The organism is Acinetobacter sp. RG5 (assembly GCF_031844265.1).
Classification (GTDB): Bacteria; Pseudomonadota; Gammaproteobacteria; order Pseudomonadales; family Moraxellaceae; genus Acinetobacter.
Map to the genome: position 1 here is coordinate 81,635 of NZ_JAUZUV010000007.1, position 24,293 is coordinate 105,927.

The 24,293-nt window shown below is 43.9% G+C and carries 18 protein-coding genes, 1 pseudogene and 1 riboswitch; of the genes and pseudogenes, 8 read left to right on the forward strand and 11 right to left on the reverse strand.

What is annotated here, in order from left to right:
* Nucleotides 1–19 precede the first annotated feature (19 nt).
* Nucleotides 20–517, reverse strand: a complete 498-nt coding sequence (locus Q9R21_RS08835; RefSeq protein WP_004647497.1) for a phosphate-starvation-inducible protein PsiE — start codon at nt 515–517, stop codon at nt 20–22.
* Between the two features lie 174 nt (nt 518–691).
* On the opposite strand from Q9R21_RS08835, the gene Q9R21_RS08840 reads away from it, so the two are divergent.
* Nucleotides 692–898, forward strand: a complete 207-nt coding sequence (locus Q9R21_RS08840; protein WP_005261855.1) for a hypothetical protein — start codon at nt 692–694, stop codon at nt 896–898.
* Nucleotides 899–958: 60 nt separating this feature from the next.
* Here Q9R21_RS08840 and Q9R21_RS08845 read toward each other — a convergent pair whose 3' ends face one another.
* The 3 genes from Q9R21_RS08845 to Q9R21_RS08855 form a co-directional block, all read right to left on the reverse strand.
* Entirely contained in the window at nt 959–2,740 is a 1,782-nt protein-coding gene (locus Q9R21_RS08845; protein ID WP_044112825.1) for an acyl-CoA dehydrogenase C-terminal domain-containing protein, read from the reverse strand.
* Between the two features lie 168 nt (nt 2,741–2,908).
* Nucleotides 2,909–4,711 (reverse strand): acyl-CoA dehydrogenase C-terminal domain-containing protein, encoded by a 1,803-nt coding sequence (locus Q9R21_RS08850; protein ID WP_044112826.1) that lies wholly within the window; start codon nt 4,709–4,711, stop codon nt 2,909–2,911.
* A gap of 301 nt (nt 4,712–5,012) precedes the next feature.
* The gene (locus tag Q9R21_RS08855) at nt 5,013–5,618 is read right to left on the reverse strand and encodes a hypothetical protein (RefSeq protein ID WP_005250770.1); all 606 of its coding nucleotides are present in this window, start codon (nt 5,616–5,618) and stop codon (nt 5,013–5,015) included.
* A gap of 134 nt (nt 5,619–5,752) precedes the next feature.
* Between Q9R21_RS08855 and baeS the strand changes: the two genes are divergently transcribed.
* A complete protein-coding gene (gene baeS, locus Q9R21_RS08860) occupies nt 5,753–7,405 on the forward strand; it encodes a sensor histidine kinase efflux regulator BaeS (protein WP_044112827.1) in 1,653 nt (550 codons plus the stop codon).
* A gap of 13 nt (nt 7,406–7,418) precedes the next feature.
* Entirely contained in the window at nt 7,419–8,105 is a 687-nt protein-coding gene (locus Q9R21_RS08865; protein ID WP_004278304.1) for a response regulator, read from the forward strand.
* Nucleotides 8,106–8,149: 44 nt separating this feature from the next.
* Here Q9R21_RS08865 and Q9R21_RS08870 read toward each other — a convergent pair whose 3' ends face one another.
* From Q9R21_RS08870 to Q9R21_RS08895, 6 genes are all read right to left on the reverse strand, one after another.
* Nucleotides 8,150–8,788: a hypothetical protein gene (locus tag Q9R21_RS08870; protein WP_004278303.1), complete on the reverse strand. Its 639-nt coding sequence runs from the start codon at nt 8,786–8,788 to the stop codon at nt 8,150–8,152.
* Nucleotides 8,789–8,806: 18 nt separating this feature from the next.
* Nucleotides 8,807–10,252 carry a YdiU family protein gene (locus Q9R21_RS08875; protein WP_044112828.1) on the reverse strand — a complete coding sequence of 482 codons (1,446 nt, stop codon included), beginning with the start codon at nt 10,250–10,252 and terminating at the stop codon, nt 8,807–8,809.
* 132 nt (nt 10,253–10,384) lie between these two features.
* A complete protein-coding gene (locus Q9R21_RS08880) occupies nt 10,385–11,551 on the reverse strand; it encodes an acyl-CoA desaturase (protein WP_004647507.1) in 1,167 nt (388 codons plus the stop codon).
* A 440-nt stretch (nt 11,552–11,991) separates the two neighbouring features.
* Nucleotides 11,992–12,705 (reverse strand): glycerophosphodiester phosphodiesterase, encoded by a 714-nt coding sequence (locus Q9R21_RS08885; RefSeq protein ID WP_044112829.1) that lies wholly within the window; start codon nt 12,703–12,705, stop codon nt 11,992–11,994.
* Nucleotides 12,706–12,847: 142 nt separating this feature from the next.
* Nucleotides 12,848–13,432 (reverse strand): cob(I)yrinic acid a,c-diamide adenosyltransferase, encoded by a 585-nt coding sequence (locus tag Q9R21_RS08890; RefSeq protein WP_044112830.1) that lies wholly within the window; start codon nt 13,430–13,432, stop codon nt 12,848–12,850.
* A 102-nt stretch (nt 13,433–13,534) separates the two neighbouring features.
* A complete protein-coding gene (locus tag Q9R21_RS08895; RefSeq protein WP_044112831.1) occupies nt 13,535–15,370 on the reverse strand; it encodes a TonB-dependent siderophore receptor in 1,836 nt (611 codons plus the stop codon).
* Nucleotides 15,371–15,407: 37 nt separating this feature from the next.
* Nucleotides 15,408–15,619, reverse strand: a riboswitch (cobalamin riboswitch).
* 145 nt (nt 15,620–15,764) lie between these two features.
* Here Q9R21_RS08895 and Q9R21_RS08900 point away from each other — a divergent pair.
* Entirely contained in the window at nt 15,765–16,409 is a 645-nt protein-coding gene (locus Q9R21_RS08900) for a phosphoribosylanthranilate isomerase (protein ID WP_044112832.1), read from the forward strand.
* Complete coding sequence (gene trpB, locus Q9R21_RS08905) at nt 16,390–17,634, forward strand: tryptophan synthase subunit beta (protein WP_005261881.1); 1,245 nt, start codon at nt 16,390–16,392, stop codon at nt 17,632–17,634. Before Q9R21_RS08900 ends, trpB begins: the two co-directional genes overlap by 20 nt.
* 138 nt (nt 17,635–17,772) lie before the next feature.
* Here trpB and Q9R21_RS08910 read toward each other — a convergent pair whose 3' ends face one another.
* Nucleotides 17,773–19,413: an acyl-CoA synthetase gene (locus Q9R21_RS08910; RefSeq protein WP_044112833.1), complete on the reverse strand. Its 1,641-nt coding sequence runs from the start codon at nt 19,411–19,413 to the stop codon at nt 17,773–17,775.
* A gap of 233 nt (nt 19,414–19,646) precedes the next feature.
* Between Q9R21_RS08910 and Q9R21_RS08915 the strand changes: the two are divergent.
* The 3 genes and pseudogenes from Q9R21_RS08915 (at nt 19,647) to thrS (ending at nt 24,291) form a co-directional block, all read left to right on the forward strand.
* Nucleotides 19,647–20,964, forward strand: a pseudogene (locus tag Q9R21_RS08915) (D-arabinono-1,4-lactone oxidase).
* Nucleotides 20,965–20,974: 10 nt separating this feature from the next.
* Entirely contained in the window at nt 20,975–22,144 is a 1,170-nt protein-coding gene (locus Q9R21_RS08920) for an alanine racemase (protein ID WP_044112834.1), read from the forward strand.
* Nucleotides 22,145–22,368: 224 nt separating this feature from the next.
* A complete protein-coding gene (gene thrS, locus Q9R21_RS08925) occupies nt 22,369–24,291 on the forward strand; it encodes a threonine--tRNA ligase (protein WP_044112835.1) in 1,923 nt (640 codons plus the stop codon).
* The last annotated feature ends 2 nt before the right edge of the window (nt 24,292–24,293 follow it).

Genomic DNA, 24,293 nt, shown 5'->3' on the forward strand with positions numbered 1-24,293 from the left:
AAAAAGAGGGCTTAAAAGACTATGCCAATTCATCATCTTCTGGACGCGGTGTTTTGCCAAGGGGTAATGGCTTTTCACTATGTTTGTCACGAATCACGGATGGATAAGTCCATGAGGCATAGCGCACCACTAATATCGCAAAGGCCAGAATCAGAATCGAACCGGTAATAATCACCAGATCCATGCTGGCTTTATGCGTGTGTTGAATATCTGCAATCAGCAAACGGGTCAGTGCAGTAATGGCAATATAAATCAGGAAACGTACTGGCATATGGTTGGTTTTGAAATAGATGCCGACCATGGCACCAAGTTCCAGATAAATAAACAACAGAAGAATGTCGTCAATGGTGGCGAACTGTTTCACGGTCAGAATGTCAATGACGGTATGGCCAGCGGACCAGATCACCATACAGCCAATAATAAACAGCGCAATATAATGAAAGCTTTCTACAGCAAGATTGCCAAGACGGTCGAGGAGAGCTTCAAATTTTTCAATTTTCGGACGTGATTTAGACATATTATCCTCCTGATTTTTCATGTGAAATAAAGATAGTTGCAGAATAACGTGCAAAGATCATGCACAGAATGATTGAATGAAAAATAAAGATTAAATTATTTGAACTTTTGCGCTTTTTTTAGACTAAATTGCTATATTGTATGGGTGGTAACATTGAATAAATAGGAGAAAAAAGTGTTAGATAAAATTCAAACAAAAATTAGCCAATTAGAAGCCGGAAAAAAATTAATCCTCGGCGTAGGCATTAAGGCTGAAGATATGCAAAAGGTGGTGGAGCTCTGCGAGTCTTTAGAGTCAGAGGGGAATATCAAAATTGTGAATAAACATTCGAATCCGAAAAGCAATAATCAGACGGATACCTTGCTAATTCAAAAAGTTTAATTGTTGCATTTTCATAAAAAACGCCTGCTGATGCAGGCGTTTTTATTGCAGATTTTTAGCTTAAGCTTGAGTCGTGAAATAATCTTCAGAGAAGTTCATGATGACGTCAGAACCTGATTTCACTTTAGTAATGCGTAATGCCAGTTCAGGCAGAATGCGTTGTACAAAATAACGTGCCAGAGCGAGTTTATTTTGATAGAACTCACCTTCTTTATTTTTCGCTGCATTGGCAATGCGCGCAAACATATAAGAGAAACTCAACAGACCTACAGCGTGCAGATAGTCGACTGCGGTCGCATTCGGAAAGTCATGACTTTCTCTTGCTGCTTCCAGAATATACTGAGTCACTGATTCAACTTCAGTCGCTGCATCCAGTGTGGCATCTTTAATGAAGTTCAGGTCTGCATCCAGACTATTGGCAAAGTCACGGATTTCAGAGATATATTCAGAGATATATTCGCCGCCACATTTAATGGTTTTACGGCCGATCAAATCTTGTGACTGTACGCCGTTAGTGCCTTCATAGATCTGGGAAATACGCAGGTCACGGATACATTGCTCCAAGCCCCATTCACGGATATAGCCATGACCACCGAAGACCATTTGTGCATCTAATGTCGCTTGGAATGCGGTATCCGTTAAATACGCTTTCGCGATTGGTGTTAATAGCGCAACACGGTCATTGGCTTTTTTCACCGCTTCAGGATCAGTCGAGAATTTGGTGATATCCAACTGTTGACCTACATACACGGCGAATGCACGTGAAGCTTCATTATTGGCACGTACATTCAGCAGCATACGGCGTACATCACCATGCACTAGAATACTGTCCGCAGGTTTGCTTGGTGACTGAACGCCAGCCGCGCTGCGACCCTGTAAACGGTCTGTGGCATATTGCGCAGCGTTTTGATAAGCGAATTCAGAAGCACCTAGGCCTTGAATACCCATCGACAGACGTTCGTAGTTCATCATCACGAACATCGCAGCGAGACCTTCGTTTTCTTTACCAACGAGGTAACCTTTGGCACCGTCAAAGTTCATGACACAAGTCGCAGATGCCTTGATCCCCATCTTGTGTTCGATTGAACCTGGGCCGACCGGATTACGCTCGCCGATAGAACCATCTTCATTGACCAAGAATTTCGGTACGATGAACAGGGAAATACCACGAGAGCCAGCAGGGGCATCTGGGGTTTTCGCTAGAACGAGGTGAATAATATTTTCCGCCAGGTCATGATCACCACCCGTGATGAAAATCTTGGTGCCGCTGATGCTATAAGTGCCGTCTTCGTTACGTTCAGCTTTGGTTTTGATAATACCCAGATCAGTACCGGCATGTGGTTCGGTTAAGCACATGGTGCCTGACCACTCACCCGAATAAATTTTAGGTAAATAGGTTTCTTTTTGTGCTTGTGAAGCATAGCTGTTCAGCGCCATGCCCGCACCAACAGAAAGCAATGGATACAGCATGAAAGACGGGTTGGTGGCAAACAGCATTTCATCAGAAAGTACCGTTAGCATTTTCGGCATTTCCTGGCCGCCCCATTCCATATCTGCGCCCAGACCAATCCAGCCACCTTCTGCATATTGTTTGAACGCTTCTTTAAAGCCAGCAGGTGTGGTCACATTACCATTTTCAATTTTTGCGCCTTCTTCATCGCCGGTACGGTTCAGAGGAAGCATGACGTTTTGAGAAAATTTTGCCATTTCTTCAAGAATCGCTTCTGCTGTCGCAGCATCCAGATGCGCTAGATTTTCATTGGCCTGCCAGAATTGTTCTGCATTGAAGACATCGTTCAGGATGAATTTCATATCGGCAAGTGGCGCGTTATAAATTGGCATGGTGTGTCACCTGTTTATTGTTTGATTAAATGAGTTTTAATCAGTCTAAAACACTCAAAATCTGAATGTTAGACGACTAAAGGTTAATTCTGTAACTCTTTATAAAGAAAAAGGACTGCCTGTTGATTGACCGTCCTTTTTCTGAAATGTAGCTAGTCTGAGACTAACTTAGAATGCAAAGTGTTCCGCATCCAGGTTCATCAATGGCTCTACACCTGTCGCAATCACTTCAACGTGTGAACGAACGCGTGGCAGGATTTTCTTGAAGTAGAAGCGTGCTGTCGTCACTTTGGCATTGTAGAAATCAACATCAGTGGTGCCCGCAGCCAGTTGCTCCTGAGCAACCAATGCCATACGTGCCCATAGGTAAGCTAGAGTGACATAACCAGAGAAGTAGAGGTAATCGACTGCAGCCGCACCCACTTCTTCAGGGTTTTGCATCGCGCGCATACCAATCTGCATGGTCAGATCGCCCCATTCTTTGTTCAAGGCAGCCAATGGTTCAACGAATTCTTTCATTGCAGCATTGTCTTTGTGCGCTTCAGCAAATTTATGGATGATCTTGGTGAAGTCTTTCAACATTGCACCTTGCGTACCCAATACTTTACGGCCTAACAAGTCTAGTGCCTGAATTTCAGTGGTACCTTCGTACAGGCAAGCAATACGTGTATCACGTACGATCTGCTCCATACCGTGCTCAGAAATAAAGCCATGACCACCGAATACCTGAACACCGTGTTTCGCAGCTTCAGAACCGGTTTCAGTCAGGAATGCTTTTGCGATTGGTGTTAGCAATGACAGGATGTTGTCTGCAAATTTACGGTCTGCTTCTTCTGCAGCATGTTCAACCACGTCAGCATATTGTGCTAACAGGTAAACCAGTGCACGACCACCTTCTGCATATGCTTTTTGAGTTAAAAGCATGTTACGTACCGCAGGATGCACAATGATTGGATCTGCTTCTTTTTCAGGTGCTTTAGGACCAGAAAGAGAGCGCATTGCCAGACGATCTTTTGCGTATGCAAGCGCGCCTTGGAATGAACCTTCAGATGCTGCAAGACCTTGAACTGCTGTACCGATACGTGCTGTGTTCATGAACGTGAACATGCAGTTCAAGCCGCGGTTTTCAGGTCCAATCAGGAAGCCTTTAGCATTGTCAAAGTTGATGACACAAGTCGCGTTACCATGAATACCCATCTTGTGTTCGATCGAACCACAACGTACACCGTTACGCTCGCCAATAGAACCGTCAGCATTTAGGTTGAATTTTGGCACGATGAATAATGAGATACCTTTGGTACCTTTCGGTGCACCTGGCAGGCGAGCAAGTACGATATGGATAATGTTCTCTGCCATGTCGTGTTCACCAGCAGAGATAAAGATTTTCTCGCCAGAGATTGCATAGCTACCGTCCGCTTGTGGTTCAGCTTTGGTACGGATAATACCCAGGTCAGAACCCGCATGGGATTCAGTTAAGCACATGGTACCCGTCCACTCACCTGAAACCAGTTTAGGCAGGTAAGCGTCTTTTTGTTCAGCTGAACCATGATGTTCTAAAGTACGAACCGCACCGTGAGACAGGCCAGGGTACATGCCCCATGCCCAGTTCGCAGTACCCACCATTTCAGAAATCGCGATACCTAAAGAGTTCGGTAAGCCTTGACCGCCGTATTGTTCTTCAGCAGAAAGAGAAGGGAAGCCAAGCTCGATGTATTTTTGGTACGCTTCTTTAAAGCCAGTCGGAGTCGTAACAACGCCGTCATTCCAGGTACAGCCTTCACGGTCACCGGTCTGGTTGATCGGAGACAATTCGTTTTCACAGAAGTCGGCCGCAGCTTCTAAGTACTGATCTACCAGCTCATGGCTTACGTTTTCTTGGAATGCAGGGAGATTTGCATAGTGTTGTTCAGCATTTAATAATTCATGCAACACAAATTGCATATCACGTAAAGGCGCTTTGTATTGTGGCATATCGGTTTCCTCAATACTGGTTGAACCAGCGTTATAATCTTAGATGAACTAAAACCTGTCTTCACTGACACGGTTTGGAATGATCTAATCGTGCAACAACTTCCCCTGCGGTACAAGCTTTTCGGGGTGTTTTCTTGGTGACTGTAAAGTCAAAGATTAATCTGCATGACGCATTAAAGGTCTTGAGTATAAAGACTTTAGCCATATTCTGCAGGAAACGAATAGTCAACCGTATGCATGAAAGAGCACGCAATAAAAAAGCACCCGAAGGTGCTAGTCGTGAAGCCTTGATTCCTATGCATTAATAGGTAGAGGCTGTGGGCTGGAAACGGACATGACATTTGCCATTGATAGTTTGTTCGCTCATCTTGATCTGTGCAGCAGTCCCGTCTTTTTTGCCTTGACAGGCTTGCAGCATGGCTCGTTGATGTGCCTGATGTTGAGCGAGGCGCTGATCAAACTGTTTAGTCAATTCTGCACGTTTGGCATCCGTCAAGACTTCACCGTGCATCATGCCTCTACGCATATCAGCACGCATTGGATGATGTTCAGCTTTCATGCCACGATGTTCATCGCGATGGCTTTTCATCTCTTTACGATCTGCTTTAAAGACCATCTTACAGGTGCCGTCTATGGTCTTGTCACCAGTCTTGATTTGAATGGCTGAACCCACGGCTTTATTGTCACAAGCTTGTTGAAGCTGTTTGGCAAACTGCATGCGTTCTGCACGCTTCGCCTTAAACTGTTCACGCTGTTCGGGAGTTAGATGCTGTTTTTTGCCTTCATGATGTTTCATCATGTGGGAATGATCATTGTTTGGGACATTGCTGGTGGATTGACAGGCAGTCAACGCACCCATTGATAAAACACTTGCACTGATTAAAGCTATTTTTGTCATGGCTTGCATTGTATTTATCCTGTCAAGAAGCTGATTCTATGTTAGATAAAGATTAAACAATAAAGATGAAGAAACAATGAAGAGTTTTTTGCTTCGGTGTTCGCTACAATAATGAATATAGAAGAAAAATTGAGATTTTAGTTTTGAACATTCGCCGTATTCCCATTGCATTACGTCTATTTTTGACCGTGCTGTTGACCACGCTGGTCATTACCACGGTGAGCCTAGGTGTATTGCATCTGAATATGCAGCGTAATTTCGCCCGCTATGTCGCTGATGTCGAAATGCAGAAGCTGGATTATGTGATTGAAAATCTGGCAGATGTCTATGCAGTTTATCAGGACTGGGGCAATGCGATTCAGGCACAGATTCTCCAGATGGAAGGTGAAGCCGCACCAGATGATTATGACCGATTATCACGCTGGTGGCTGCGCCGTCAGTATGATATTGCCTTGCAGCAGCGTTATTTTCAAGAACAGACCCTGGCTCAAGTGGCACCGAGTATGGTGGATCCACAGTTGCCACAACGTCAGGTCAATGAAGAAGAATTACGTTTGCTGGCCTCTAATTTGCCCTCCCAGTTTCAGCCTTTTGAAGGCTTGAAATTCCCGCTCAGTTCTAATCAGAATCTGTTTAGAACTGATCGCAAAAATGGTGAGCAGCCAGCACAGCAACCGACTGGCAAAAAACAGTTTATCCAGATGCCGGACCGTCTTGGTCTCAGTTCACGTCTCTCACTGTATGATGCCAAGCGTCGTTTCGTAGTGGGTGAGGCTTCAGATGAACAGATTTCTTATCGCCCGATTATGGTGAATAATCAGATTGTCGGCTATTTGGGCTTAAAACCGGTTCTGGATCAGAATGATGCCTTAAGTATCAATTTCTTTAGTAACCAGAAGCGTTATTTATTTCTGGTCTATGCACTCAGTATTTTGGCGAGTCTGATTGCTTCCCTGTTATTGGCAACTTATTTCAAAAAGCCGATTCAACGTCTGCTCAATGGTACACGTGCCTTGACTCAGGGGAATTATCAGTATCAGGTTAAAGTAAACCGGAATGATGAACTAGGTGATTTATCCAATGAATTAAATGCATTGGCGGTGATTCTGGATCAGCATGAAACCTCACGCCATCAGTGGGTGGCAGATACCTCACATGAGTTAAAAACGCCACTAGCAGTCTTACAGGCACAGATTGAAGCGATGCAGGACGGAATCCGTAAACCTACCCCTGAACATTTTGCGTCTATGCTGGCTCAGGTAAACAGCCTGAAAAAACTGACTCAAGATCTGGCCGCGCTGGCACAGGTTGATGCCCAGCAATTGCAATTCTATTTCTCGACGGTGAATCCGTGGGAGGTGGTACAGCAGGAACTCATTAACTTCCAGCCGAAATTTGAGCAGGCTGAATTGACGGTTACTGCAGATGGCGAAGGGACTGAGTTAAATCTGGATCTGGATCGTTTTAAACAGATTGTGGCGAACTTGCTCAGTAACAGTATTCGCTATACTGAAGCAGGCGGGCAGGTGCATATTCACACCACGCAAGATGATAAAGAATGGACCTTATATATCGATGATAGTCCATTTGGCCTGACTGATGAACAACTGGCGCGTATTGGCGAGCGTTTCTACCGTGTCGATGATTCGCGTACCCGAGCGACTGGCGGAACCGGACTGGGTTTGGCATTATCATGTAAAATTACGCAGGCGCTGGGCGGCAGCTTAAGCTTTGCACATTCACCACTGGGTGGTTTACGATGCAAGCTGAGCTTTCCTAAACAAATGAAACCATGAAGGGAATAGATTGATGAAACATGTCATGCTGGTTGAAGATGAAATCGAACTTGCACAGTTAGTGCGAGACTATCTGGAAGCTGCTGGTTTTGAGGTCAGTATGTTTCATGATGGGCAGGAAGCATATAACAGTTTTACCCAACGTAAACCGAGTCTGATGATTCTGGACTTGATGGTGCCGCGTATGGACGGCCTGACCATTTGCCGTAAAGTACGTGAACAGTCGGATTTACCGATTATTATGGTGACTGCACGTACTGAAGAAATTGACCGTGTGTTGGGTCTGAATATGGGTGCAGATGATTATCTCTGTAAACCATTTAGTCCGAAAGAACTGGTCGCGCGTGTACAGGCTGTGTTACGTCGTCTGGATCGTAAATCAGAACCGGAAAGCAATGATTTATTCCGTATGGACAAATCACAACAGCGCATCTGGTATCAACAAAAAGCCTTGAATTTAACGCCGACCGAATTCCGTTTACTGGAGTTATTCCTGGAACATGTCGGACAGGTCTATTCACGTGCGCAATTGCTGGATCATATTAATCCGGACAGTTTTGATGTGGCAGACCGTGTCATTGACAGTCATATCAAGAATTTGCGCCGCAAGATTTCCGATGCAGCTGAAACCGGCAACCGTCATGAGTGGATTCAGGCGGTGTATGGTGTGGGCTACCGTTTTGAATATCCTGAAGATTGATTAAAAAATAAATGTGGATGCTATTATTAACCATCCACATTTATTTAAACTTGTACTTTCAGAAAATATAAATCGTTAATCTGGTCCCATAAAAACTCATAGTCTTGCATGAGTGTAATATCGTTTCCGTAAGGCTTAGGAGTTCTATAACTTAATATCGTTCCTTCTTTGTACGTACTTTTATGCCTGAAATCAAAATCACGGGTATCATCCGAATATTTTATTTGGTTGAAATAGTGGGCATGATCAGTTGCGAGAATGAAATAACCAATGTCGATTCCATTTCTCTTGTAAAGTTCTAAATTTGAAAGATCTTTAAAGACATCGTAACGGTTGTTAGGTTCCCGATGGTTACTTTTCTTAAAGAATTTTAGTTCTATAGCAGCACAAGTTTGATGATCACCATCTTGATAACGAATTAAAATATCAATTCTTGCTCGCTCAGATTGACTCTTAATACTCGTTGTTTTTAAAGGTAAAAATGTTTCAAACTCTAAATGGAATTTGTCGCTTAACCTAAACTCATACAACTGCCCAAGTGTTTTTAAAATATGTCCTAATTCTAATTGGAAAGCACTTTCGTTATGTGTAATTAATCCTCCAAATGCGAGTTTGTGAGTAAGCAGCTTATATGCTGTTTCAATAATTTCATGTGTCAATTTAGTTTGATCAATTTTTTGCATGTTTTTTGAGTCTATTTATTAAGACGAACAACTCACCATCACTTCAGGCACATCACTTGGCAATGGCGCTAAATCTTCAGGCTGTTCCAAATCGGGCTGTTTCAGGTAAGGCTGACTGAGTAATTTAAACAGACGGTCTACTTCAGAAAAATCATCCCGCTCTGCCAGTTCAATGGCTTTCTGTGCCATATGATTCCGCAGAATATAATGCGGATTGGCCAGTTGCATGGCGGCATCCAATTCTTCTATATCCTGGTGTTCACGGATAGATCCATATTGCGCCAGGAATGCTTCAAACTGGCGTCGGTCCAGACAATCATCTTTAAGGGCTTCATAGTCTTTATTTTGCAACCCGATAAAACTCTGGGTATAGTCTAGTTGCTCACTTTGCAAAATTCGCAGAAAGGCCATAGCGCAGTCAAAACTGTCTTTATGGAAACTTGGCAAGCCCATTTTCTGGTTTAAACCATGTTTATAATGTTCCAAGAATGTTGGTTCATAATGCTCCAGACATGCAGCTAAATCCTGTTTCCATTGTTCTTTGTCATAATCTGTAGGGCAGAGCGGGACCAGATTGTTTAACCATTGCCACAAATTCCAATGTCCGATACTTGGCTGCTGCTGATAGGTATAACGCCCTTGATAATCCGAGTGGTTATTGATCCAGTTCGGACGGAAGCGCTCCATAAAGCCATAAGGACCAAAGTCCAAAGTTGAACCGGTAATATTCAGGTTGTCAGTATTCATCACGCCATGTGCAAAACCAACCAGTTGCCATTTGGCAATTATCACCGCAGTGCGCTGAATAACTTTGGTGGCAAAGCTCAGAATCGGCTGTTCGTCTTGCAGACATTCCGAATAATGCCATTCGATACATTTTTGGGTAAATTCAGCTAGTAGATCTGGCTGATACTGATTGATCCATTCAAAATGGCCGAAACGGATATGACAGTCTGAAGTACGCAACATCATCGCGCCCGGCTCTAGCTTCTCACGCTGAATACTTTGGATTGATGAAGTAAAACCAACTGCATTACTGGATGCTACACCTAAAGCATTTAAGGCATGACCTGCCAGATACTCACGAATGACTGAACGCAGTACTGCACGACCATCGCCCATGCGTGAATAAGGGGTTGCACCAGCACCTTTTAAATGCAGGTCAATGGTCTGATTATTTTTATCCAGAATTTGCGCAATCAACAACCCGCGACCATCTCCCAACTGTCCTGCCCATTGTCCAAACTGATGACCTGCATAGACCATAGCCAAGGGTTCAAATTCAGTAAAAACTTTCTGACCACTACAAATCTTGACCCATTGCGCCTTGTCTTCATCCGACCATTGCAGTTGCTCTGCTAAAGCTGCATTAAAATGTCCGGCTTTCGCACCTTTTAACGGCAGCGGAACTTGATGGTGATAGAGGCGGGCGGGCAGTGTTTGATAGCGAGAGTTAAAATACATGGCATCAGTACAGGATTGGAATAAATTTACTATAACAAAGATAGCTGTATAAAACTGTTGTATAAGCGAGAGTTCACGTTATCTTTCGGACATAAAAAAAGCCCCAATCGGGGCTTTAGTGTTCAACAGCTTTTATTGAGAAACTGCAGATTTTTTCAAATTACGAACCAGTAGATTCAAGGTTTGACGATGATGAGAAAGACGCTGCTCAACCAGCTGGAATTCAACTTTCAGCTTGTCATCCATCTGATGGATTTTTTCAGCCATCGATGCTTTCTTGACCTGAATTTCCTGTTCTTTCAGCTTCGCCCAGTCATTTAAAGTTTGGGTAAATGCATCATATTCCTGTGCGATTTTGGTTTTTACCGCCGAGATATCTTCAGAAACATCATGGCCATATACCGCAAGATCTTGTTCGGCATATTTAAACTTCATCGCCAATTCCGCTTTTTTGATATTAAAGCTAGGAATACGGCGCAAGTTTTTAGCTAGACCCAGTTTAGAACAGGTCCAGATCAGCCATTTAGTTGGATCGTACTGCCACCATTTTACGCCGTTACGGTAATCGTATTGGAAAATATGGTGATAGTTATGATAACCCTCACCCCAAGTTGCAACCGCGAGTACGAAGTTGTCACGTGCAGTATTTTCGTCAGTATAAGGACGATTTCCCCACATGTGGCACAGTGAGTTAATAAAGAAGGTCACATGATGGCTCAGGATTAAACGCATTAGTCCACCCAACAGTAATACGCCCCAGACATCACCTACAGCCCAGCCGATGGGCAGTAAAATCGCAGCATGCACGGCAATCACTAAAGGAACGTAGTATTTGTCCTGAAACATCACCACTTTGTCTTTTAACAGATCTGGCGCATTTTTATAGTTGGCAGCACCAGATGGATAATCACGTAACATCCAGCCAATATGTGCATACCAGAAGCCTTTATTGATCGAGTACGGGTCTTGATCAACATCATCGACATGACGGTGATGGGTACGGTGACCAGATGCCCAGAATAAAATACTATTCTGTACAGCAAATGTACCCATAATCATCAAGATGATTTTTAATGGTAAAGTGGCTTCATAAGCACGATGTGCCCACAGGCGATGGTATCCCGCTGTAATGCCGAGGCTGCTTACGCCCAGTAAAACAAACATACTGATCCAAGCGGCAGCGCTAAAATCATGGTGATACGCATACAACGGAATCGCAATCAGGGCTACGATCGGTAAAAATACCAATGCAAACACAGCAATCCAGTTGATGGGGGCTTTGGGTAAGGGAGCATTCATCTCCAACAGCACTCCTAGAACCTCGGAAGGTATAACAAAAAGCAGAAACTACTGTTGGTTTTAACAGCAGCCTATCTTGTCCATATTAGCATGTGCCCTAAGGCATCACTAGCATTATTGTACGGTTGTATTGTACTTGTCGGTAACAGAATAAGTAGGGCAGAAGTGACCATTTTGCGAGCGTAGACGGGTTCTGATTTCCGACTAAGTGACTGAGGATTATCACTCTTTCAGAAAATGGAAACCGAATGAATCAGAGGAAAATAGTTGTTCATAATTTCTACAATACTATCAGGAAATTTGCAGAATATAGAGGTTGGGCAACTTAATTTCACTTTCAAATAAAATCTGATTAAGGAAGATTCCCACTTTCATTATTGCATTTTCGAAATGAACTGGATCAAGAAATACCTAGATCAATCAAGGCTAAGAGAGATTATTTAGAGTTGTTGTAGCATCAATTTTGGATAATCGGTAATCAGCCCCTGAATGCCCCAGTCTCGCAGCTGTTTGGCACGGGTGACATCATTGACCGTCCAGACACTGATATTCAACTCGGCAGCCTGCGTGGCTTGAATCAGGTCTTTACTGGCCAGTTCATCCATCCAGCCAATATGACAGCATCCAAGTTCCAGCGCCTGATCAATGGCTTGATGTTTGACATCGGTTTCAATCAATAAACCGCGTTTTAAACGTGAGTTTTGCTGTTTAAATGCATCCAGAATTTTGGCATCAAAGCTGGTAATAATGGCTGCCTGCTCATAGCCTTGTAACTGCTTTTCGACTTCAAACGCGATTTTTTCAGCTGCTTCTTCAGATGCTACGCTTTTAATTTCGACTTCAATATGCTCAAAATTTCGAATGACATTTAAGGTTTGATCGAGCAATGGGGTCGCTTCGATTTTATTCCATTCTGACCAGGCCACTGCGTGATTATATTGGGTAAGATCTTGACGGTTACACTCGTATAGATGCTTCTGCAAACCGGTGGTACGCACAAAGTCGTCATCATGCATGATGATTAAGGCATTGTCTTTGAGCTGACGGACATCAAACTCAACGGCGCGAATGCCAATCTCCTGAATATATTGAAAACCGCCCAAGGTATTTTCAGGGGCTTCGCCACGTGCACCACGATGACCAATTATGCGCATAAGATGCTCATGAGTGGGAAAGTTAAGTTCATTTTGCGAGGGCTACGTGACAGAAGAGTGACACTTTCTATTTTCGTCAGATGTTCTGTAAAATCAAGAGACATCTGACGTGTATTTTTAGATAGCAACTTGAAACATAATTTTACTTTTCGATGCTGTCATTGATATTTTTTTGCCACAGCACTTCGGAACCGCCCTCAGCACGTTGCAGGGTACGTGATGCTACAAATAACCAGTCCGATAAACGATTAAGTAGTTGCAGTGACGCTGCCTGAATATTTTGGTCACGGTGATGTACCGACATGACGCTGCGTTCTGCACGACGGCAAACAGCGCGGGCCTGATGGGCAAAGCTACACACCAGCGTTCCGGTAGGCAAAATAAAGTCTTTTAACATCGGCAAAGCTTCATTCATGCGGTCGATATCATTTTCCAGAAACTCAATCGATACCGGTTGCACCAGATTAAAACCTGGAATACACACTTCACCGCCTAAATCGAATAACCAGTGCTGGATCAGGCTTAAAGATTTATCCCAAGTAGCTTTATCTTCAATTGTGCTTGCTGAAATCTGCGCGCGTAATACGCCAATTACGGCATTCAGCTCATCGACATCACCCAGCGCGGTAATACGTAAATCATCTTTGGCAACACGTGAGCCATCACCGAGTCCTGTGGTACCCGAATCGCCTGTGCGCGTGTAGATTTTGCTTAAACGGTGGCCCATATGTGTTCCTTGAATTTTTAATGAAGATAATAAAAAAGGATAATGTCGGTCATAACATTATCCATAAACTGCGCTGTTTTAAAGTTTTTTGCTGTTTAGAGCTTAGTATTTAAAGGTGATGCCTGCAGAAGCGAGACGGCCACCGTTCACATAGTACTGGTCGCCAGCGCTATGCACAGTTTTGTATTTCACATCACCGACATTTTCAATGTTAGTAAACAGTTTAACTGTTGGATTAATATTCCAATATGCATTTAAGTCAACACGTGCATAACCTGGAATATCACGACTAAAGTCCTTCGCTTTCGATTTTGCTACCAGTGCAGCACTTAAACCGTAATCGGCATTTTGTAGACCTGTCGATACAGTGAATGACTGACGAGGGCGACGTAATAGCTCTGAATTCTGTTTCGTATCTTCAGTTTTGACATAAGTGTAACCGGCATTAATAAAGAACTGATCTTTTGCCCATTGTGCCGTCAATTCGCCGCCAGTCATCTTGGCTTCATCAATGTTTTGGTTTTGGTAAACAGTAGTTGGAAGCCACTCTTCTCCACAATCAATAATACATTCCGAATTAATTAAATTATCGACTTCCGTATAGAAAGCGGAAGTACCTACTAAAATATTTAATGGAAGTTTTTGATCTATCCCCATTTCATACGAAATGCTTTCTTCAGGCTTCAGTTGATCATTGCCGCCAAAAGCATACATATCATTTAAAGTCGGTGCCTTAAATGCTGAACCAATATTGGTATAAATGCTGGTATTAGGGAGCAGTTGATAACGGATACCACCTTGTGCAACGGTATGTGAGCCAAATTTTTCGTTATCTTCGACACGCACACCCATCTGAGTGCTTAAGCTATTTGTCTGATACTGATGCTGAATATAGTAGCCTGTTGAATTAATATCTTCATCAATAGCCTGGGTTTTTGCATCGGTATTACGCTGGGTAATGCCCAGTAAAACATTTTGTGCTGCTGTGAAATTCCATTTGCCATAGATTTCTGCTTCTTGCGTGGTGCTATGTACAAAGCTGCTTGATGTGACCTGATCTAAGTCATCTTTAAACTGAGATAGACGTGCATTAATTTCAGTGGCTTGTGTTGGGTTAATACGACCTTTTAAGTTTACAATTTTATTTTCAAAATCTTGGCTGGAAAATGCACCCCAATTACTGTATTGGACATTTCCTGAATTTTGACTGTAATCGAGTGATGTTGCATAACGCTCTTTTTCAATACCGAATTTTGCACTATAGCCTTTTTGATCATAACTGTAGTCACGGTTGTCATTGATATTGAATACAGGTGTGCCGTCAGTTTCTAAAACTTGACCGCGAATCTGCGCATACACCCCATTTTCTGCCAAGTCAGCCCCAATAATTGATTTGTAGGTTTGATTCTCACCAATTTCACCTGTTACAAAGGCACTCGTTTTTTCAGGCGTTTTTGTTACAAACTGCACTACACCACCAATTGCGTCTGTACCATAAAGCACAGACGCAGGGCCTTTTAATACTTCAATCTGTTTAAGATCAGTGGTGTCTAAAAAAGGAATAGACGCTGCACCTGTGGTGGCTGTATTTAAACGAACACCATCACGTAGTACTAAAACTTGATTGGAATTGGTACCGCGTAAAAAAATAGAAGTTTGCTGGCCATAACCACCCGATTGCACGACATTAATACTTGGGTCTGTTTTGAGTAAATCTGGTAGTGCTTTAAGAGGTGATTGCTCAAGAATTACAGGTTCAATAATCGAAATACGCGCTGGTACATTTTCAATGTTTTCTGCAGAGCGAGTTGCCGTGACCACAATGGTATCTAAAGATGCTTTCGCAACTTTTTGCTCGTTAGCAAAAACAGATGAGGTGGTACCCAACGCAAGTGCGATCGCACCTACCAAGGCAGTAGGTTGACAATGAAGTGACATGTTAAAGCTCCCTACATTCACTTCCCCGTGAATGATTGAGTTATAGAACACAACAAGCAGGTTTCCGGACTTAAATGTGCAAAGCAGCGACTTTGCTGTATATCCACCTTCCCACATCAAGATGCAGTGGTGTAAACCGAAGAGTTTAAATTGATAGACGTTTCATTTTTTACCGTTGCGGGGGCAGTGCTGGATTTACACCAGCTTCCCTAAAGCCTGAAGGCTTGGACTTGCTGCAAAGTGAGCGCAGTATAAAGTTTGTATGCCTTATAAACAATCTGCATCGAGAATAATCCGGATGAACTTTTACGCAAGTCAGGAAAATTGCATTACAATGATTTGCCCCAATCTTATAGATTGTTCAATACATTGGTAGATCTAGAGCCAACATAATATGCGAACCCGTGCCAAAATTTGTGGAATCACCCGAGTCGAAGATGTACATGCCGTAGCCAATGCTGGCTGTGATGCGATAGGATTTGTATTTTATCCACCGAGTCCGCGGCATGTTAATTTAGAACAGGCTGAAATCCTGATCCGGGCGGTTCCGGCTTATGTACAGGCAGTGGGTTTATTTGTGAATAGTCACGCAGATGAAATTCATGCGATTTTAAATAAAGTACCGCTGGATATTTTGCAATTTCATGGCGATGAAACGCCTGAACAATGTCAGGCCATCGCCCAACAGGTCGGACGCCGCTGGTATAAAGCCATTCAGGTAAAACCTGACCTGAATGTAGTCGCAGAAATTCAGCGTTATCAAGATGCAGGCGCAAGTGCAGTACTGTTAGACGCATGGCATCCTGACCTGAAAGGTGGCACAGGGCACAGCTTCGATTGGGACACCTTTCCCAAACTCAATATTCCCTTGATCTTGGCAGGCGGTTTAAATCCTGACAATATCGAACAGGCAATTCTCACCACACAGGCTTATGCCGTGGATGTGAGTGGCGGTGTCGAGTCCGCAAAAGGTATTAAAGACCAACAACTCATAGAACGCTTTATGCAAGGAGTCCATCGTGGATCAGCAAAGTACTAGCCAGAACAGTCAGGCAGTTGACTATACCCAATTCCCGGATGAACGCGGGCATTTCGGTATTCATGGCGGACGTTTTGTGTCAGAAACACTCATGGCGGCTTTAGAAGACTTGGAAAAGCTCTATTTCCGTATGAAAGATGATGCGCAGTTTTTGGCAGAATTTGACCGTGACATGGCGTTTTACGTCGGTCGTCCGAGTCCTTTATATCATGCTGAACGATGGTCGAAAGAGTTGGGTGGCGCACAGATTTACCTGAAACGTGAAGACCTGAACCATACCGGTTCGCACAAAGTAAATAATACAATCGGTCAGGCTTTGCTGGCGAAGCTTTCCGGCAAGAAACGTATTATTGCCGAAACAGGGGCAGGCCAGCACGGTGTAGCAACGGCAACGATTGCAGCACGTTTAGGTCTTGAATGCGTAGTATTTATGGGCGCAGACGATGTAAAACGTCAGGCGATGAACGTCTACCGTATGCGTTTATTAGGTGCGACGGTTGTGCCGGTAGAAAGTGGCTCTAAAACCTTAAAAGATGCCATGAATGAAGCCATGCGTGATTGGGTGACCAATGTTGATTCAACCTATTATGTGATTGGTACTGTGGCAGGTCCACACCCATATCCACAGTTGGTTCGTGATTTCCAGTCGATCATCGGTCGTGAAGCACGCCGTCAGATTCTGGAACAGGCAGGCCGTCTGCCAGATGCACTGGTCGCGTGTGTCGGTGGTGGATCCAATGCAATGGGCTTGTTCTATCCATTCCTGAATGACCAAGACGTGAAAATGTACGGCGTTGAAGCAGCAGGTCATGGGATCGAATCAGGTAAACATTCTGCGCCACTAAATGCCGGTCATGTCGGTGTACTGCATGGTAACCGGACTTACCTGATGTCGGATGCGCAAGGCCAGATCATCGAAACCCATTCAATTTCTGCAGGTCTGGATTATCCGGGTGTGGGTCCGGAACATAGCTTCCTGAAAGATATGGCCCGTGTTAAATACGTACCGATCAATGATCAGGAAGCTTTACAAGGTTTCCGCGACTTGACCAAGATTGAAGGCATTATTCCGGCGTTAGAAAGCGCACATGCTATGGCTTATGTCACTAAACTTGCACCGACCATGGACAAGGATCAAATTATTATTGCGACGGTTTCAGGTCGTGGTGATAAGGACTTGATGACCGTTGCCCGTATTGATGGCGTGGAAATGGTAGAGATGTAAGCTCCTTAAAGTCCTCTCCTTATAGGAGAGGGTTGGATGAGGTTAAATCTCACAAAAGGATAAGTTAAAAAATCGTGCTAAGTTTTCTTAGCACGATTTTTTATTGAGTAGATTTTGAAAGAACACGTTTGTATGGAATTAAGAGAATTCACCTTGCGCGCGCTCTTTGGCCCATTCACGTAAAACAAATTTCTGCAATTTTCCGGTCGAAGTTTTTGGAATTTCGGTAATCACCACATCCTTAGGCACTTTAAAACGGGCCAGATGCTCACGGCAGAATTCCATAATTTCTTCTTCTGTGGCTTTTTTTCCTTCTTTGAGTTCGATAAAGGCACAAGGAACTTCCTGCCAGCGTGGATCAGGCTTGGCGACTACCGCCGCAGTCAGCACCGCCGGATGCTGATACAGCACTTCCTCCACTTCAAGTGAAGAAATATTTTCTCCGCCGGAAATAATCACATCTTTGGAACGGTCGGTAATTTTGGCATAGCCATCCGGTTGGCAAACTGCCAGATCTCCTGTATGGAACCAGCCACCGGCAAAGGCTTCAGCGGTCGCCTCAGGATTTTTCAGATAACCTTTCATCACGATATTGCCACGGAACATGATTTCACCCATGGTCTGACCATCATGTGGCACTTCCTGCATGGTATCCGGATCAAGCACTTTCATGCCATCTTGCAATGGATAAGGTACGCCTTGGCGGGAGTGCAACTGTGCTTGTTCCTGAATAGATAAATCACTCCAGCCGGCTTGGGATGCGCACAGTGCAGAAGGACCGTAGGTTTCTGTCAGGCCGTAGACATGGGTTACGTTAATGCCAATATTGCGCATGCCTTCAATGATTGCTGCTGGAGGTGCGGCACCCGCCACCATCACTTCGACACGGTGATCAATTTTGGTCTTTTTCTCTTCAGGTGTGTTAATCAGCATCGACAGGACAATCGGTGCCCCACAGAAGTAATCGACTTTATGTTCGGCAATCAGTTTAAAGATCAGTTCAGCATCGACTTTACGCAAGCAAACGTTGGTTCCGCCGTTGGCTGCCATGGTCCAGGCAAAGCACCAACCATTACAGTGGAATAGCGGCAGTGTCCATAAATAGGTGGCACGTGGTGTCATGCCACAGGCAATAATATTACTGGCTGCGTTAATGTAGGCACCGCGATGATGATAGACCACGCCTTTCGGGTTGCCTGTGGTTCCAGAGGTATAGCTTAAGCTGATGGCATCCCATTCATCTTGTGGTAGATGCCATTCAAAGTTTGCATCGCCTTGCGCAATCCATTCTTCATATTCAATTTGACCAATACGTTGATCTTCACCTTCAAACTCTACATCGGCCACATCAATGACATAAATGTCTTGTGAAACTAGAGCGAGTGCTTCAGTCGCAAGTGCGGTAAATTCAGGATCGACCAAGAGCACTTTGCTTTCAGCGTGTTCCAGCATAAAAGCCAGTGTTTTGGCATCGAGACGGGTATTTAAAGTATTCAGGACTGCACCTGCCATCGGTACAGCAAAATGTGCTTCGATCATGGCAGGGACGTTAGGCAGCAGGACAGACACGGTATCATTTTTACCGATACCTAGTTTTTGGAGTTGGTTGGCAAACTGACGACAACGATTGTATTTCTCACGCCAGGTAATACGACGCTTACCGTGAATAATCGCGTACTGGTTTGGATAGATATAAGCTGCACGATCAAGATAGCGTAAAGGTGATAAGGCTACAAAATTCGCGGGGGTACGCGGTAATTCATCATATGCGCTAACCATTGTAAAACTCCGTTCTATATTTATTTTCATATCCTGTTGAAAAGATATGTATTTCTCAGAAATCTTGCATTTATGCTTTAGTCGAGTACGATTTTACAAATTTTAAGTATTTGAATATTAATAAAAATATTTAACCCTACTTAAATGTTTTGAACGCATGGGTTCCCAAGTTTGATTTTTTAGGTATTTTACTCTAGTTCAGCCATTAAAATAATATGAGCCCAGGAAGAATAATGAAAATACAACAGGCGAATGACGTCTGGCGAAACTGGTCGGGGAGCCAGTTCAGTGCCGCTCGGATTGTTCAGCCCAGCCAGATCAGTGAATTACAAAGTTTAGTGAAGACCCATGCACACATTACAAAGTTTAGTGAAGACCCATGCACACATTCGTGCAGTGGGTGCAGGACATTCATTTAGCCCATTGGCCAAAACAGATGAGGTGTTGCTTAATCTCGATTTGTTAAAAGGTATCGTTGCCTTTGATCAAGAGAAAACCCAATGCACCGTGCGGGCCGGGACGCGTTTATATGATTTGGGGAAAGATCTGGTACCGATCAATCAGGCCTTAATCAATCAGGGCGATATAGACCAGCAAAGTCTGGCCGGAGCGATTTCTACCGGAACGCATGGCACGGGCATCGATTTACCTTGCATCTCTGCTTTCGTGGAAGGCTTTGAATTACTGACCGCGGATGGAGAGCTGTTGCAATGTCATCGTGAGCAGAATGCTGAGATATTTCAGGCTGGACGGGTGGCATTGGGCAGCTTGGGTGTATTGACCCAAATCACCCTGCAAAATCGGCCACGATATAAACTAAAAGAACAGATTCGGCTCTGTTCATTAAAAGACATATTTACCCATATTGATCAATGGAAACATCAGCATCGGTATATTGAATTTTGGGCTTTTTTACATGCCGATCAAGTGATGCTGAAAACTCTGGATGAAACGGATGCAACCATTCAGCCGAGAACAGAGAGCTGGCCTCCGGAAGATATTTTATTGACTCTATGTTCGGAATTGACGCGACTCTTCCCAAAGACAAATCCCTATCTGCAAAAACTGCTCGGCGTATTTGTCAAACCGACTCGTTATGTAGACTGTTCATCCAGAATTTTTCCAACTCCGCGTAAGACCAGATTTAATGAAATGGAATATCAGGTTCCGGTTGAGTTTGGCTTGCAGTGTCTGGACGAGATTCTGCATGTTTTATGCAAACACCAAGTGCCGATGTTTTTCCCGATCGAGTTTCGTTATGTCAAAGGCGATGAGATCTGGCTAAGTCCTTTTTATCAGCGTGATTCGGTCTCCATTTCGATTCATCAATTTTATAAACAGGATTACCACGCGATCTTTGATCTGGTCGAGCCGATTTTACAGAAATATCAGGGACGACCGCATTGGGGCAAGTTACATAGTATGAGCGCAGCCTCGCTGCGCGAACTCTACCCGAAATGGGATAATTTCATGGTGCTACGTCAGCAATTGGATCCACAGCAAAAATGGCTGAATCCATATTTAAAAGAATTGTTTTTATCTGGGAAATGAGGAGAGGGCGATGCAATCAAATTATTTTCAGCAACTGACGCAGGAATTAAAACGGCAGGGCACTGGCACACCGCAACTGATTTTAGATTTAAAAACCTATCAACGTAATTTGGACTATGTACAGTCAAAATTGCCTGCGAAGTTAAAACCACGTCTGGTAGTGAAGTCTTTAGCCAGCATTCAGCTACTCAAACTGGCCAGTGAAAAACTAAATACCCAGCGCTTTATGGTCTTTCATCTGCCGCATCTGCTGGAGATTATAGGGACATTTCAGCAAGCCGATATCTTGTTGGGTAAACCGATGCCGATTCAGGCAGTCAAACATTTTTATCAAACTTTGTCTGATCAAAATAAAGCCAATGATCAAGTAATTATTCAATGGCTAATTGATGATGTGGAACGATTAAAACAATATCTGCAACTCGCGCAAAGCTTGAATACCTGCCTGAATGTCAATATTGAAATTGATGTAGGGCTGCATCGTGGCGGCGTACAAACGCAGCAGCAATTTATAGCCTTAATGAAGCTGATTCAGCACAACGCGGCTTATCTCAAACTTTCGGGTCTAACGGGCTATGATGCACATGTCGCCAAACTGCCAAAAATTTTGAAAAGTCCCGACAAAAGTTATCAGCAATCGCAGCAGATGTATCAACAATACAAAAGTATTCTTCAGCGAAAATTCCCGGATTTATGGCATGAAGGTTTGTGTTTTAACGGTGGGGGAAGTCCAACCTTTATGCAGCATTGCCAGCAAAGTGTCTGTAATGATCTGGCCTTTGGCTCGATGCTGCTTAAGCCGAGTGATTTTGATCTGGAAAATTTGTCCGCTTTAAGCTGTGCTTTATGGATTGCCGCACCCATTTTAAAAGTGTTGCCTTGTAGTCAGATTCCCGGTCTGGAGCTGCTGAATTATCTTCCTCATCAATATAAAGCCGTATTTATTTATGGCGGCTATTGGCGAGCGGATTATATTTATCCTGAAAAAAGCCGGCCGTATGTGTTGTATGGCCGCAGCAGTAATCAGGAAATGCTTCAGGTGCCCATGCAGTGCGATATTCATGTCGATGATTATGTGTTTTTAAGACCGACACAAAGTGAAGCGCTGATCCCGCAATTCGACCAGCTGTATGTTTATGTAGAGGGAAAGTTTCTCCAGTGGCAGACGTTCCGGGAATAACTACATTCTGAAATGAAAAATGAGCCTAAGCCTTTAACGATCAGGCACAGATTTGGCGGTAAATCTTATTTTTATTGGGAAAAGGTTTAATCATGCGGCCAAGCCGTGTAAAATTCGAATCGATTTTATTTATCCACCGTTTTTATCTTTTGAGGCTGTGCCTCGATCATAATCTCGCGGTGATATGCTCCATGGTACGGGGCATCACTCCTTAAGGATTTCTTATGCCAATTATCACTTTGCCCAATGGCGATCAAAAACAGTTTGATCACGCCGTATCTGTGATGGACGTTGCACTTAGCATTGGTCCTGGTCTTGCAAAAAATACAGTTGCTGGTCGTGTCAACGATCGTTTGGTTGATGCGTCTGATCTCATCACTGAAGATGCAACACTACAAATTATCACGCCTAAAGACGAAGCCGGTGTCGAGATCATTCGCCATTCTTGCGCGCATTTGGTCGGTCATGCAGTTAAGCAACTGTTCCCAGAAGCAAAGATGGTCATTGGTCCGGTCATTGAAGAAGGTTTCTACTATGACATCTGGATGCCACGTCCGTTTACCTTAGACGACATGGCAGCCATCGAAGAGCGTATGAAAAAGCTCATCGATCAAGACTACGATGTCATCAAAAAAATGACACCGCGTGATGAAGTCATTGCAGAATTCACTGCGCGTGGCGAAGAATACAAATTGCGCTTGATTGCAGACATGCCTGAAGAAACGCAAATGGGCTTGTACTACCATCAGGATTATTTGGATATGTGCCGTGGTCCGCACGTACCAAACACTAAATTCCTTAAATCGTTCAAGCTGACTAAAATCTCGGGTGCTTACTGGCGCGGTGATGCGAAAAACGAACAGCTACAACGTATTTACGGTACAGCGTGGGCAGACAAAAAACAGCTTGCTGCTTATGTAAAACGTATTGAAGAAGCAGAAAAACGCGATCACCGTAAAATCGGTAAAGCGCTAGATTTGTTCCATATGCAAGAAGAAGCACCGGGTATGGTGTTCTGGCATCCGAACGGCTGGACCATTTACCAGGTTCTTGAACAGTACATGCGTAAAGTTCAGCAAGACAATGGCTACGAAGAAATCCGTACCCCACAAGTGGTCGATTTCACGCTGTGGGAAAAATCGGGTCATGCTGCCAACTATGCAGACAACATGTTCACCACGCATTCTGAAAACCGTAACTATGCGGTGAAGCCAATGAACTGTCCTTGTCACGTACAAGTGTTCAATCAAGGTTTGAAGTCATACCGTGATCTTCCTGTTCGTTTGGCAGAGTTCGGTTCATGTCACCGTAACGAGCCATCAGGTTCTTTACACGGTATTATGCGTGTACGTGGCTTTACTCAAGATGATGCGCATATCTTCTGTACCAAAGAACAGATTGGGCCTGAAGTTGCAGACTTTATCAAATTGACACTGGATGTATACAAAGACTTTGGCTTCGAAGAAGTACAAATGAAATTGTCGACGCGTCCTGAAAAACGTGTCGGAGATGACAAGCTTTGGGATATGGCAGAAAAATCTTTGGCAGATGCTTTAGATGCTGCGGGTCTTGAGTGGGAGCTTCAACCAGGCGAAGGCGCATTCTACGGTCCGAAAATTGAATTCTCTCTGAAAGACTGCTTAGGTCGTGTCTGGCAGTGTGGTACCATTCAGTGTGACTTTAACTTGCCAGAACGTCTAGATGCTTCTTATGTGACTGAAGATAATGACCGCGATCAGCCAGTAATGTTACATCGTGCAATTCTTGGCAGTTTCGAGCGTTTTATTGGTATACTGATCGAACACTACGCAGGCTTCATGCCACCTTGGTTGGCACCAATGCAAGCGTGTGTGATGAACATTACCGATTCTCAAGCCGAGGCATGTGAGTCAGTCGTCGCAAAACTTAAAGAAAACGGTATCCGTGCAATTTCTGACTTGAGAAATGAGAAAATCGGCTTTAAGATTCGTGAACGTACATTAGAGCGTATTCCTTACTTACTGGTACTTGGGGACCGTGAAGTAGAGGAAGGTACCGTAAACGTGCGTACCCGCTCAGGAACAAATTTGGGTACTATGTCAATCGATGCTTTCGTTGACCTAGTAAAAGCAGCCGTAGCCGAACGCGGCCGGTACATTGTGGAGTAACA

Excerpts from the sequence above, each read along its gene's own strand:
- thrS (WP_044112835.1), top strand. The coding sequence starts at position 22,369 with ATGCCAATTATCACTTTGCCCAATGGCGATCAAAAACAGTTTGATCAC.
- Q9R21_RS08880 (WP_004647507.1), bottom strand. The coding sequence starts at position 11,551 with ATGAATGCTCCCTTACCCAAAGCCCCCATCAACTGGATTGCTGTGTTT.
- Q9R21_RS08875 (WP_044112828.1), bottom strand. The coding sequence starts at position 10,252 with ATGTATTTTAACTCTCGCTATCAAACACTGCCCGCCCGCCTCTATCAC.
- Q9R21_RS08865 (WP_004278304.1), top strand. The coding sequence starts at position 7,419 with ATGAAACATGTCATGCTGGTTGAAGATGAAATCGAACTTGCACAGTTA.
- Q9R21_RS08890 (WP_044112830.1), bottom strand. The coding sequence starts at position 13,432 with ATGGGCCACCGTTTAAGCAAAATCTACACGCGCACAGGCGATTCGGGT.
- Q9R21_RS08835 (WP_004647497.1), bottom strand. The coding sequence starts at position 517 with ATGTCTAAATCACGTCCGAAAATTGAAAAATTTGAAGCTCTCCTCGAC.
- Q9R21_RS08870 (WP_004278303.1), bottom strand. The coding sequence starts at position 8,788 with ATGCAAAAAATTGATCAAACTAAATTGACACATGAAATTATTGAAACA.
- Q9R21_RS08845 (WP_044112825.1), bottom strand. The coding sequence starts at position 2,740 with ATGCCAATTTATAACGCGCCACTTGCCGATATGAAATTCATCCTGAAC.
- Q9R21_RS08885 (WP_044112829.1), bottom strand. The coding sequence starts at position 12,705 with ATGCGCATAATTGGTCATCGTGGTGCACGTGGCGAAGCCCCTGAAAAT.
- Q9R21_RS08900 (WP_044112832.1), top strand. The coding sequence starts at position 15,765 with ATGCGAACCCGTGCCAAAATTTGTGGAATCACCCGAGTCGAAGATGTA.
- Q9R21_RS08920 (WP_044112834.1), top strand. The coding sequence starts at position 20,975 with ATGCAATCAAATTATTTTCAGCAACTGACGCAGGAATTAAAACGGCAG.
- Q9R21_RS08855 (WP_005250770.1), bottom strand. The coding sequence starts at position 5,618 with ATGCAAGCCATGACAAAAATAGCTTTAATCAGTGCAAGTGTTTTATCA.
- Q9R21_RS08895 (WP_044112831.1), bottom strand. The coding sequence starts at position 15,370 with ATGTCACTTCATTGTCAACCTACTGCCTTGGTAGGTGCGATCGCACTT.
- Q9R21_RS08850 (WP_044112826.1), bottom strand. The coding sequence starts at position 4,711 with ATGCCACAATACAAAGCGCCTTTACGTGATATGCAATTTGTGTTGCAT.
- Q9R21_RS08910 (WP_044112833.1), bottom strand. The coding sequence starts at position 19,413 with ATGGTTAGCGCATATGATGAATTACCGCGTACCCCCGCGAATTTTGTA.